Annotated in this window: 11 protein-coding genes; 3 read left to right on the forward strand and 8 right to left on the reverse strand. The window is 43.0% G+C overall.

The genetic code is table 11. The features are described from left to right. Positions 1–240: 240 nt before the first annotated feature. Genes modC through ACED25_RS06195 form a run of 4 tightly spaced genes read right to left on the reverse strand, consistent with a single transcriptional unit; the run spans position 241 to position 4,333 of the window. The gene (modC, locus tag ACED25_RS06180) at positions 241–1,347 is read right to left on the reverse strand and encodes a molybdenum ABC transporter ATP-binding protein ModC (RefSeq protein ID WP_029225601.1); all 1,107 of its coding nucleotides are present in this window, start codon (positions 1,345–1,347) and stop codon (positions 241–243) included. A 5-nt stretch (positions 1,348–1,352) separates the two neighbouring features. Then, complete coding sequence (gene modB / locus ACED25_RS06185; RefSeq protein ID WP_017101867.1) at positions 1,353–2,051, reverse strand: molybdate ABC transporter permease subunit; 699 nt, start codon at positions 2,049–2,051, stop codon at positions 1,353–1,355. Then, complete coding sequence (gene modA, locus ACED25_RS06190; protein ID WP_017101868.1) at positions 2,052–2,810, reverse strand: molybdate ABC transporter substrate-binding protein; 759 nt, start codon at positions 2,808–2,810, stop codon at positions 2,052–2,054. A 56-nt stretch (positions 2,811–2,866) separates the two neighbouring features. Then, positions 2,867–4,333 (reverse strand): cobyric acid synthase, encoded by a 1,467-nt coding sequence (locus ACED25_RS06195; RefSeq protein WP_017101869.1) that lies wholly within the window; start codon positions 4,331–4,333, stop codon positions 2,867–2,869. A 262-nt stretch (positions 4,334–4,595) separates the two neighbouring features. On the opposite strand from ACED25_RS06195, the gene ACED25_RS06200 reads away from it, so the two are divergent. The 3 genes from ACED25_RS06200 (at position 4,596) to ACED25_RS06210 (ending at position 7,823) form a co-directional block, all read left to right on the forward strand. After that, positions 4,596–5,009 (forward strand): YgiW/YdeI family stress tolerance OB fold protein, encoded by a 414-nt coding sequence (locus ACED25_RS06200; RefSeq protein ID WP_012600619.1) that lies wholly within the window; start codon positions 4,596–4,598, stop codon positions 5,007–5,009. 112 nt (positions 5,010–5,121) lie between these two features. Further along, positions 5,122–5,646 carry a hypothetical protein gene (locus ACED25_RS06205; RefSeq protein WP_009845348.1) on the forward strand — a complete coding sequence of 175 codons (525 nt, stop codon included), beginning with the start codon at positions 5,122–5,124 and terminating at the stop codon, positions 5,644–5,646. Positions 5,647–5,936: 290 nt separating this feature from the next. Continuing rightward, positions 5,937–7,823 carry a methyl-accepting chemotaxis protein gene (locus ACED25_RS06210; RefSeq protein ID WP_017101870.1) on the forward strand — a complete coding sequence of 629 codons (1,887 nt, stop codon included), beginning with the start codon at positions 5,937–5,939 and terminating at the stop codon, positions 7,821–7,823. A gap of 240 nt (positions 7,824–8,063) precedes the next feature. Here ACED25_RS06210 and ACED25_RS06215 read toward each other — a convergent pair whose 3' ends face one another. The 4 genes from ACED25_RS06215 to ACED25_RS06230 all read right to left on the reverse strand — a co-directional run bounded on the left by ACED25_RS06215 (position 8,064) and on the right by ACED25_RS06230 (position 12,937). After that, a complete protein-coding gene (locus ACED25_RS06215) occupies positions 8,064–9,671 on the reverse strand; it encodes an ABC-F family ATPase (RefSeq protein WP_080518033.1) in 1,608 nt (535 codons plus the stop codon). Between the two features lie 292 nt (positions 9,672–9,963). Further along, positions 9,964–10,650, reverse strand: a complete 687-nt coding sequence (locus tag ACED25_RS06220; protein WP_012600617.1) for a RimK/LysX family protein — start codon at positions 10,648–10,650, stop codon at positions 9,964–9,966. 11 nt (positions 10,651–10,661) lie between these two features. Next, complete coding sequence (locus tag ACED25_RS06225) at positions 10,662–11,846, reverse strand: amino acid aminotransferase (protein WP_029222762.1); 1,185 nt, start codon at positions 11,844–11,846, stop codon at positions 10,662–10,664. A 251-nt stretch (positions 11,847–12,097) separates the two neighbouring features. After that, the gene (locus tag ACED25_RS06230; protein ID WP_371694880.1) at positions 12,098–12,937 is read right to left on the reverse strand and encodes an AraC family transcriptional regulator; all 840 of its coding nucleotides are present in this window, start codon (positions 12,935–12,937) and stop codon (positions 12,098–12,100) included. Between the last annotated feature and the right edge of the window lie 78 nt (positions 12,938–13,015).

Raw genomic sequence — 13,015 nt, forward strand, 5'->3', positions numbered from 1 at the left:
TCATCGCACGGAAGGTATGCGTTAACACTCATACAGTATGACGCAAAACTGGCAGTTACACCGTATAAAATGACGCATGTAGTCATTTATGGAATCAAGATCGAGTCACAGAATCAAGTTCGAGTTTTACCCGTTCTAAAATGAAACCAGAAACCAAGTACGTCGTTGGGCCTTAATGTATTACCGCTAGATCTGAATATCTTATCGCATGAGCTTGCGGCATGAACTTAGTGCATAAGTTTAGTGCGTTATCGCAATATCTCTTTGCGCAACACTCACGCCTTTAATTTGTGCGTAGACACGTTGTCCAATTTCTAAATTCAGCTCATCCAGCGCCCACAATGTAATAGTCGCCCATAGGTAGCATCCGGCCTCAAGTTCTAACTCGACAGCGACACTCTGCTTATTCGAGCCTTGCTGGTGCGTCTCTACCCTTTTAATAGTGACAGGAAGGATATTACGTATCGAAGTGCCTTGCGGCTGCTGTAGCGTGATAGAGACATCATTTGCCCTCACTTGCAGCCTTACCGTAGTGCCAAGCTCGCTCGACACCTTTTGAACCCAAAGTGACGTTGATTTACCTAACGTTAGACGTGACAACGCATAATCATCATTATGTTCCGCTAATGTCGCTTCAAACAACGAACTTTGCTCTGAAAAAGATTGCCACGGTTGCATGGCTCTCGATGCCCATACCTCTTCCGTCATCCCCGATGAAATAACTTTGCCTTGCTCAATGATCACAAGGTGATTTGCCAAGCGTAATATTTCATTGAGGCTATGAGTGACATAGATAATCGGTATTTGAACGGTTTCAGATAAGTTTTCCAGAAACGGCATTACTTCACGCTTACGAGGTAAGTCCAGAGACGCCAATGGCTCATCCATCAATAGAATGCTGGGCTTAGACAACAGTGCGCGGCCAATCGCAACACGTTGCTTCTCACCGCCAGACAGACGGGCTGGATAGCGATCAAGCAGCGAGCCCAACGATAGCAACGAGACTATTTGCTCAAAGTGCGCTTTGTCAGCACCTTTCATGCCGTACTTAAGATTCGCCGCGACTTTCATGTGTGGGAACAATCGCGATTCTTGGAATACATAGCCGACGTTGCGTTTGTGCGTTGGTAAGTTGATGCCATTTTCACTATCGAACAGAATGGTTCCAGATACGCTGATCAAGCCACTATCTAGTTGTTTGAGACCACTAATGGCATTGATAAGTGAAGTTTTACCTGCACCAGAACGACCGAAAATTGCCGTAATACCAGTACTTGGCAATTCTAAGTCAATATCAAAAAATGTTTCACCAAGCTGTTGCTGATATTGGAGGACTAAAGCGCTCATGCGACTCATGCGTTGCCCCCCAAACGTTTTGCTGACTTTTTGTTGAGCCATTCAGAAAGCATCAGTGAACTCAGTGCGATCACAATAGAAATGACACACAAACGTGCGGCTTCCATTTCTGCTCCTGGGGTTTCAATAAAGGTATACATGGCTAAAGGGATGGTTTGAGTTTCACCGGGAATATTTGAAACGAAGCTGATAGTCGCACCAAATTCACCCAGACTTCTTGCAAATGAAAGCATGGTGCCAGTAATGATCCCTGGGATCATCAGCGGTAATGTAATAGTGAAGAACACACGAAAAGGTGAAGCGCCCAATGTAGCTGCGGCCTCTTCAAGTTTACTGTCTACGGTTTCTAAGCTCAGTCGTATAGAACGTACCATCAGAGGCAACGCTACGACCACACACGCTAGAGCAGCGCCCTTCCAACTAAAGCTGAATATAATACCAAACACGTCATTAAGCCAAGAGCCAATGACGCCTTGTCTGCCCATCATCACTAGCAACAAATAACCAATAACCACGGGTGGAAGCACCAAAGGCAAATGGACAATACTTTCTACAATGCTTTTGCCCACAAATTGTTTCTTAGCAAGCAACCATGCCAAGCCGATGCCGATAGGAATAAGCCACAAGATGGCAAAACCAGCGACTTTCAAGCTCAGCATTAAGGCTTGGTATTCGTATTCCGATAGATACATCATTTAACGCACTTCAAATCCAAAACTGTTCAAGGTGTCCTTCGCTTTTTCGCTCTTTAGGAAAGTATAGAACTGTTCTGCGACGACTTTATCGCTCAATTTAGCTACAGGGTAACGTATTGACGTATGTAAATCTGATGGGAACGTCGACACTAGGTTCACTTCTTTAGAAAGCAACGCATCTGTTTTGTAGACAATGCCAAGCTTAGCTTCACTACGCTCCACCAAAGCCAATGCCATACGTACATTGTTACTTGGTGCCAATCGAGTCTTCACATCATCCCATACACCTAACGTTTCTAGCGCTTCTTTCGCATAGAGACCCGCAGGAACCGACATGGTGTTGCCAACTGCAAGTCTTTCATTCATTAGAAGTTTAGCCCATTGGTCACCGCTTGAGAGGTCCAAAGATATTGGCGTCTCTTTTGGGGAAATTAGCACGAGTTCGTTTTCGCACAAGTTTGTGACATTGTCACTAGAAACCAATTGACGATCGACTAAATGCGTCATCCATTTTTCGTTTGCCGAGATAAAAATGTCTGCTGGCGCACCTCGTTCAATTTGGCGCACCAAAGACGACGTGCTCGCGTACACTGGAATAACATCGACAGAATGATCTTTCTCAAACTCTTCAATCAACAAGTTAACCGCGTTCGTCATAGACGATGCAGCATAAACTCGTAGTTTTTCAGCAGCCAAAAGGTGAGTAGAACTCAGAGCTGAAACTAAGACGATAGTTAAAAGGATGACTCGCTTTTTCATTGTTATCACTTATCTATTGTTCGTTTAAATTCTTGAGCTAACTTCTAAGTTGCGGCCTAAGCTGTCAATTCAGGCCAAAGCAGGTCAAGGTTCAAGTGATCTTCGATCGCATCAGCGATTCGATTGATACCCAACTCTTTCAGCTGCTCATGGTCAATCGCTGTCACATCATTAGCACCTGCCCATTCGCAAATAAGCGACAATGCATCACTGTTATCGAATACACCATGCAGGTAAGTACCAAAAATTGAGTTATCTTGATTCACAGCACCATCAACACTGCCAGATTCTAACTGAACCGGTAATACCGTTTCATTGACATCAGTCCTACCTACGTGGATTTCATACCCTTTTACTTGTGCAGTTTTGCCATCAAGTGTCATGGTTCCACACACATTGGTTAAAGTTTTCTGCTGTGTTAGTGCCGTTTCAGTATCAAGATACCCCAACCCTTCACTGCTTCCAGATTTCCCTTCAACGCCATCTGGGTCGTGGATGATATTCCCTAGCATCTGATAACCGCCACAAATACCCATCACTTTCCCGCCCAAGCGAAGATGACGCTGAATATCTTTATCCCAACCTTGCTGTTTTAGGTATTCCAAATCGGCTCTTACCGATTTTGTTCCCGGCAATACAATCAAATCAGCGTTGTTCAGGCGCTCGCCTTTGCCTACGTAACGTAAATCAATCGACGGGTTAAGTCGCAGAGCGTCAAAGTCTGTATGGTTACTGATTCGAGTTAGTACTGGCACTACAACCTTAAGTTTAGCTTCTCCATCAGACTCTTGGGCTGAGGTTATCGCATCCTCCGCCTCTAAGTTAAAACCATGCAGATAAGGCAAAACCCCTATCACAGGCTTACCTGTTTTCTCTTCTAGCCAATCTAAACCAGATTGAAGTAACGCAATATCGCCTCTAAAACGGTTTATCACAAAGCCTTTTACGCGCGCTTGTTCAGATTCAGATAATAGAGCTAATGTGCCGTAGAGGTGTGCAAAAACGCCGCCACGATCAATATCAGCAACGATGATCACTGGGATGTCTGCCTTTTCAGCAAAGCCCATGTTCGCGATATCGTTTTCTCGAAGATTGATCTCTGCGGGACTGCCCGCACCTTCAATCATCACGCTTTGGTATTCTTCAGAAAGTCGATCAAACGAATCGACAACCGAATTCATCGCAACTTTCTTGTAGTCGTGATATCCGGTCGCTTCCATATTCGTCAGTGCTCTTCCTTGTAGAATCACTTGCGCACCCGTATCTGAATTGGGTTTTAGCAATACAGGATTCATATGGACGGTAGGCTCAATATTACAAGCTTGTGCCTGAACCGCTTGAGCACGACCAATTTCGCCACCATCTTTTGTCACTGCGCTATTTAGCGCCATATTTTGAGGCTTAAAAGGTGCCACTTTGATGCCTTTCCTTGCCAAAACACGGCATAAACCTGCCACCAAAACACTTTTTCCGGCATCTGACGTTGTCCCTTGAACCATAAGGGCGTTTAACGGTGATCGCATCTGTACTTAAATCCTTTATTTCTTAATTTTCAATTTATAGCTGTGGGCAATATTTCTCTGCCTCCATCTTAACGTCATTGTCGTGTAGATGCTCAATAAAATGAATGGAAAATGAATGTGTTACTCACTCTGGATTCAACCCCAGTGTTGTTTAATAGCTCCATCGAAACGAAGCTTACAAACAAAATAAGCGCACTCACGAAAAGAAACGTTTCAAATTAAGAAAAACGTTTCTAATAAAAACAACATTAAGGGATTCACCATGAAAAAAACTGTATTAGCTATCGCATCTACTATTATCCTCGCTCCTACTTTCGCAATGGCTAGTGACCATCACAGCGACAGTAACAGTAATCACAACAATAGCGACAGTAACCACAAGCATCAGAGCGCTATTGCGTACACGGGACCGATTGAAACCGTTTCAGTTGCGACTCTACTAGCAGACACCAGCATGTTCGCAGAGCAAGAAGCAATCGTAGATGGCAAGATTGTTCGTCAACTAAAGAACGATACGTTCGTATTCTCTGATGGTCAGAGTGAAATTCAAATCGAACTGGATGACGATATCCTTCTAGCGCAACCGCTCACCGCAGATACAAAAGTTCGTATATTTGGCGAATACGAAGGTGGTAAAACGCCAGAGATCGAAGTAGATCATATTCAAGTTTTGTAAGATACAAACTCCGTACCGTCGACTTCAAAGACATGATTTATAACAAATGGCCTGCATATTGCAGGCTTTTTTGCATTATAATGCCGAAAAATATAATTAATATGGAGTCACCATGCTAGGTAGCGCAAACAAGACGGTCCTTTTGGGGTTGGTTACACTGTGTTCATTCTCTGCGTATGCAAACAACTTTAACTACAATACATTTGAGCTACGCACAGGTATTAGCCCTAGTACATTTGGTGGCGAAGTCACAACAATGTTCACTCAAAACTCACACTTTGTTGCTCGAATCGATTCTGAATTTGAAGGGGATTGGGATGCGGCTGTAGGTATGGGGTTCAACGGCCCAATTAATCAGTTGGCTGATATTACTGGACAGATGTTACTGCACAACATCGAACGTAATGATGGTAACCACATTAAAACTGAAATCAATATTGGTTTAAGAGCTTGGTTGCTGGCAAACATAGAAGTTAACGCCCGCCTTGGTCAACTCGTCGACAGCGACGACACGAGTTCAATTGTCGGTGTAGGGGCTCGCTTCCACTCAACAGAACAGCTTTCAGTAGGTATTGACCTTCGAAATAACGGTACTTACGGCCACCAATTCTTAATGTCAGCTCGATTTGGCTTTTAAGTCTATTCAACACTTATGATCCATCAGTGAGCAAATGTTAAATTCGATTGTTTAAACGGTAACTTAAAGGCTAATAGTCTCGTGACCTATTGGCCTTAATGTCTGATTTTGCAACTAAAAACTAAACATTTAGTTTAAAATCCTCGAAAATCACCCTTTCTCGTCACTTCCGTTTATAACTCATTTTTATACTATTCATTTATTGATAAAAATCAGTAATAAAATATCTTTACGGTAATACGGCGTACTGCTACTCTCTTCCAAATTTCTAATAGAGTGAAGTACCGTAAATGGGTGTTAGCAATATTTCAATCAAGAACAAATTAACATTGATGTTTGTTGTCATTATTTTCGCAATGACTATGATTCAGACTTATGTAACAGGTAAGCAACTTCTTAACGAAACCTATCGTTCCATTCAGCAATATTCAAATACACTAACTGATACAACGGTATCGGGTATAGAAAAATGGATTGAAGGCCGAATTAACGTTGTAAATGCAGCGAAAAATTCATTTACTTTTACCGATGACCCAACCAGCTATTTAACTCAAAGTACGAGTGCTGGTAAGTTCCAAATTGCCTACGCAGGGCTTTCTGACGGTCGCTTTCTTCTAGGTGGTGATTTGCCAGTACCGCAAGATTACGACCCACGTACTCGAGATTGGTACAAAGCGCCTATGGCGGCAGGTCAAACAGTCGTCACTGAACCCTATGTTGATGTGGCTACGAATGACCTAGTGGTAACAATTGCAAGCCCATTCAATACCAACGGGTTCTCTGGCGTTATTGGTGCAGACCTGAACTTAAACACCCTCATCAATGATATTGTAAGTATTGAGCAACCTGGTGTTTACGCTTTTCTTGTCGATGGTAAAGGTAATATTGTTGCCCATAGAGACCGTGGCCTAACGCTAAAGCCTGTTTCTAATATTTCAAACAACCTTTCTGCTCAGAAAATCAAATCACTTGCGCAAAATCCAGAATTTGAAGAGTTAACCATTAAAGGTACCGACTCCCTTCTTTCTGCTCAGAAAGTTCCTCATACAGACTGGTACTTCACTGTTGTTATAGATAAAGATCACTCTTTTGCTTCTTACTATTCATTAGTTCGTCAGTCGGTAATATTTGGTCTAATACAACTTGCTGTAATCGCATTTGTTGCGATGTTTATCATCAAGAAAGCACTGTCGCCATTAACGACACTAAGCTCGGCAATGGAAGCATTGTCCAAAGGTGACGGCGACTTAACACAGCGTATGACTGTTCATAGTAAAGACGAGATTGGCACCCTAGCGCATCACGTCAACGCGTTCATAGCAAAACTTCAAGAGATAGTGCGTGATATTGCGGGCTCTTCGAACCAGCTTAATCAGCAATCTGAAATTAGTACCAATGTCGCTCGTCAAACAAGTGAAGGTCTATCAGTCCAACTTCACGAAATTTCTCAGATTGCTACAGCCGTACATGAAATGTCGGCAACAGCAGAAGAAGTAGCAAACAACGCGCAAATGACGGCTGATTCAGCGATCAGTTCAACAGAGAATTGTGAACAAGGTAAGCAAGTCATCATTCGTAACCAAGATTCCATCACTAGTCTTGCTCAACAAGTTGAGAACGCTTCAGGAATCATTCAAGAAGTTGAGAAGAATGCGTTAGACATCAACACTATTCTATCAACCATTTCTGATATTGCAGAACAAACTAACCTATTGGCCTTAAACGCAGCGATTGAAGCAGCACGTGCGGGTGAACAAGGTCGCGGCTTTGCGGTTGTGGCAGATGAAGTTCGTGTTCTTTCTCAACGAACTCACAGTTCTACAGACGAGATTCGCGAAATGATCGAGACTCTTCAGAAAAACAGCGTCAGTGCGGTTGAATCAATGCAACGTAGCCAAGACTTGGCGCAATCAAGTGTCGATGATGCAAACAATGCGACTATTGCACTGGAAGAGATCGCGACATCGATTCAACAGATCTCGGAGATGGCTTCACATATCTCGAATGCTGCTTCTGAGCAAAGATCGGTTACCGGTGAAGTCAGTAAGAATATTCAGTTGGTTAATGATGTATCAGAAAACATGTCTACTGAGGCTGATAACTCTCGTCACTTGTCTGAAGAGTTGCGCGGTATTGCTCAACAGTTGAATACTCAAGTTCAATTGTTTAAATACTAGACGTACGGATAATTCGTTCTAGCTCTTGAGCGCGGTTAAACAATGTTGTTTAACCGCGTTTAAAATTAGAACCAACATCAGAACGACAAAAAGCCCCCGACCACTATTGTGTTCGGGGGCTTTCTTATTCTCATTACTTTCTTATTATAGTTAGCAAATAAACAGTTAGCTGCTAGCCGTTTACCTAATTACTAATGCAACTATAGGTCAACAAATACGGTTATAGACCGACTAAGACTGTTATAAGCTAACCATCAGCATCTTTTTCTGATGATCCAAGTACTCTTCATAAGTACCTTGGAAGCTCACTAATTGTTGGTCTTTTACATCAATGATGTGTGTTGCTAGCGAAGAAACGAACTCACGGTCATGGCTTACAAAGATAAGCGTCCCCGTGTAAACCTTCAATGCGTCGTTCAGGGCTTGGATTGCTTCCATGTCCATGTGGTTCGTTGGTTCGTCCATCACAAGCACGTTGATGTCTTGCATCATTAGCTTGCCGAATAACAGACGGTTTTTCTCTCCACCAGAACAGTTACGCGCTTTCTTGTTCGCATCATCAGCAGTAAACAATAGACGACCTAGAATACCACGTACCATAAGGTCATCGTGCTTCACTGTACGCCATTGTGAGATCCAATCGAAGATACTCAGGTCGTTATCAAAGTCAGACGTGCTATCTTGTGGGCAGTAGCCTACTGATGCGTTTTCAGACCATTTAACGATACCTTCGTTTTGTTCTAGCTCTTGAACTAGGCATTTCAATAGTGTTGTTTTACCCACACCGTTCTCACCGATAACGGCAAGACGAGTACCCGCTTCAAGTAGCAAGTTACCACCAGCAAACAGTGTTTCGCCATCGAAGCCGTGACCAAGCTCTTTAAGTTCAAGTGCTTGACGGTGCAGTTTCTTACCTTCACCAAAGTCAATAGATGGGCTCATACGGCTCGATGATTTCACTTCATCAAGCGTGATTTTGTCCATTTTCTTAGCACGTGAACTTGCTTGCTTTGCTTTAGATGCGTTAGCACCAAAACGGTTTACGAAATCTTGAAGCTCGCTGATCTCAGCCGCTTTCTTAGCATTGCTCGCTAGAAGTTGATCTCGAATCAAACCCGACGCTTCTAAGAAGTACTCGTAGTTACCCGGGTAAACACGTAGCTCGCCGTAGTCGATATCTGCCATATGTGTACATACAGAGTTAAGGAAGTGTCTATCGTGCGAAATGATGATCATTGTACATTTACGCTGGTTTAGCTCTTCAGCAAGCCAGTTAATCGTGTGAATGTCCAAGTTGTTGGTTGGTTCATCAAGAAGCAGGATATCTGGGTTTGCAAACAGTGCCTGTGCCAATAGCACACGCAGTTTCCAACCCGGAGCAACTTGTTGCATCAGGCCGAAGTGAAATTCTTCTTCAATACCCGCTTGAATTAGGATATCACCTGCACGGCTTTCTGCTGTGTAGCCATCCATTTCCGCGAATTCACTTTCAAGCTCAGCGACTTTCATACCATCGTCTTCGCTCATTTCTGGCAAAGAGTAAATACGGTCACGTTCTTGTTTTACTTCCCACAATTTTTTGTCACCCATGATCACTACATCGATAACGCTGTACTGTTCAAAAGCGAACTGATCTTGGCTTAGCACACCCAGTTTTTCTCCAGGAGTGATCGAAACGTTGCCCGAGCTTGGCGTCAATGCGCCACTTAGGATTTTCATGAACGTTGATTTTCCGCAACCATTGGCGCCGATCAAACCATAACGGTTTCCGTTACCAAATTTAGCAGAGATGTTTTCAAACAGCGGCTCTGCGCCAAATTGCATTGTGATGTTCGCGGTAGATATCAAAGAACTAATTCCTAAGCGTGTACTGACAGATAATTATTTGGCTATTTCAATTAGCCAAAATAAGAAGTACGAAAGTATGGATTAAACATAAAACGAAGCGCGGATTATATAGAGATCAGGATCACATTGTCGAGGTTAAACAGTGAACGAATGAAGAACAACGCACAATAAAGTGTATTTCGTCGTTTATTACATCATAAAAAGAAAAAATCCCCACTAATTCCATTAGTAGGGATTCCATTTCTCATCAATAAAAGCATCATACTCTAATTCGAATGAATACTGATTGACGCTATTTAGTTACTTTTTTCTGAACGTATTTTTGACCAACATCGACAACGGCAACATCTCTAAAGAAGCTTCTCCCCAACAGAATTGGGAAAGAAAGATGCGTTCGATCTGCTAGCGTAAACTCAGTCTTATCTTTTAGATCGCCGATTTGAATTGAAGCGACAACAACAGCACGTCGTTGTGTACCTTCCGCGCTCGACTGCTTGATCTTAACCCAACGCTCTACCGGCAAGCTGATCTCTTCAGTTGTGATGCCATCATGTTCAATTTTGAACTTAACCCAATCTTTACCGTCACGTTCGAAATCAACAATATCAACGGCACTGATTGATGATGTTGTTGCACCTGTATCAACTCGTGCTTTAAACGCTTCTTTAAGACCAGGAACAAACACCCACTCCTCTTCGCCAAGAATCAGTTTGCCGTCACTTGTCTTGGTTGGTTTTGCAGTCGGTTTTTGTTCAGGCTTTGGTTTCGCTTCTGGTTCCGTTGGTTTTACTTCTTCAGGCTTCTCTGTAGGTTCCGTTACTTTCTCACCTTCCGTTGTGTCAGTCTTAGAAGAGTCATCCACAACAGGTTGTTCTACTTGAGGCTTTTGCTCTGGCTCGACAGGAACTTGAGTCGTCGTCGAACAAGCAAACAGGCCACCACTTAGCATTAAAACTACAATCGCTTTCCAATTATACATTCAGTCACCTTCTATTTTGAAACGTTGGCTATCGCTTTAGCCACATAAGGAATATGGGATTCAGAAAGGCCTGCGATATTGATGCGTCCATCACCAACACCATAGACTCCATATTCTTCACGTAGTTGATTCATTTGAGTTTCTTTAAAGCCTAGTACACTAAACATGCCTTTATGGCTTTCGATGAAGTCAAATTGTGACGTGTTGTAAGTATTTCGCAATTCATCACATAAACTTTGGCGCAGATTTAACAAACGTTGCTGCATTTCACTCAACTCTTGTTTCCAAATCGCCGTTAGTTCTTGATTCTGAAGAATTGTTTTAACCAACGCGGCACCATGGTCTGGCGGCATTGTGTAAGTTGAACGAGCCAGCGTCAGTAGCTTACCTTTAGCATTGCTTACGTGTTCGCTGTTCTTACCGATAACAATCGCTGCCCCCGTTCTTTCACGGTACAAACCGAAGTTTTTCGAACATGACGTCGTAATCAACATCTCTTCTACGTTGTTCGCCATATGTTGAAGACCTTTGGCGTCTTCTTCTAGGCCATCACCAAACCCTTGGTAGGCAATATCAACAAACGGTAAGAAACCATTCTTTTGCGATAACTTAGTAATTTCCTGCCACGCTTCAAAATCAATGTCAGCACCCGTTGGGTTATGACAGCAACCGTGAAGAAGTACCACGTCTGATGGACCTGCTTTTGAAAGGTCATCCAACATTCTTGCAGTATCAACTTGCTTCGTTTCAGGACTGAAGTAATTGTAGTATCGAACTTTTAAGCCTGCCGCTTCCATCACCGGTTTGTGGTTAACGTAGCTTGGGTTTGAAATCCAAACCGTTGTGTCTGGTTGAGAGACTTTCATCAAGTCACCCAACATGCGAAGTGCACCACTTGCACCTGGTGTTTGAATCGCAGCAACGCGACCTATTGCAGCAGTCCCTTTAAGCAACAAATCAACCATGCTTTGGTTAAACTCTTCACAGCCTGCTAGGCCAACATAAGCTTTGGTTTTCTGTGTTTCAACAACGATATCTTGAGCCTTAGAGACGGCTTTCATGATCGGTGTTTCACCTTGGTCGTTTTTGTAAACGCCAATGCCTAAGTCGACTTTATCAGTACGAGTATCGCCGCGGTAAGCGACAGACAGAGATAGAATTGGATCTAAAGTTGGTTTTGGTAGATGTGAAAACATGAAAGTCACAACCCTTTGAAATTCAAGTATGAGTTTCACGTTAACATTATCGTAGACAAATCAGAAACATTTTTTAATAGAAGCGCTTAGTTACCATAAGTAATCAGAAGTAATCAGAGATTGGTCATTTCAAACGGATAAACAGTGCAAATTTCAAACACCTAATAACCAATTGCACCATTCAAAGCGCTGCATTTCTAGATATCTTATGCTTCTATGTGACTTATGTTTCCATGCGCCTATTAAGATCGCTATTGGGCACTTTGTTTGAATTGTCTTGGTGTCATTCCTGACCACGCCTTAAACCGAGTGCTAAAGTTAGCGGCATTTGGATATCCGACTATCTCACCAATGTGTTGAATCGACCAATCACTCGATCTAAGTAGCCGTGCAGCGTATTCCATTCTCATACGCATGATATGAGTCATAGGGCTGTGCGAGTAATAGCGCTGACACAAACGATGGAAGTGTGGTTCTGAGCACGGGAATAAGCTCGCGAGTTCATGAACATTCCACTCTTTGTGCAACTGTTTTTGTACGTTGTCGAATACGCGCCTTAAGCGAATCAAATTTCGTGATTGGTGCTGCGGAACCGGCGCATTAATCATGAATTCAATTTGGGCAACGCTGTGAGTGGCAATAGCTCCACCCAAATCGATGGGCAAGGCAATACTTCTCAACAGAGTATGAATGCACGACGAAACAACTTCTGCTGCTGGTGATAGCGTATAACTCACCTCATCATTGACGACATTTTCCCATAGCTTGTTGGGCGAGAGAAAGATCCATGCGATCTGCCATGTTTCTTCTTCAATACCAAAACCGTTCTCAACGCCTGCAGGAACAGTAATGCAAGAGCCTGGTTCTAGAATGTAGCGACACCCTTCGCTTTCGAGCCATCCCTTACCTCTCACGGTATACAGCAACATGTGTTTTTGTTGGTTTTTCCGATATACCGAAAAAAAATCGCGGCACGACGCCGTACCACACTGAACGATACCGAGCTCTTCAAATGCCAATACGTGGCTTTGATCGACAAACTCTTGATGCGTCTTTTCAGAGATCTCATACCTTTCTTGTTTATCACTCATATCACTGCTAACTCATTCAATTGGCCAACTTATCAAAGTGGATAGTTTGGCAAAAGTTTGTGATGAGTATGAAGAATA

The organism is Vibrio sp. 1F263, from assembly GCF_041439035.1.
Classification (GTDB): domain Bacteria; phylum Pseudomonadota; class Gammaproteobacteria; order Enterobacterales; family Vibrionaceae; genus Vibrio; species Vibrio tasmaniensis_A.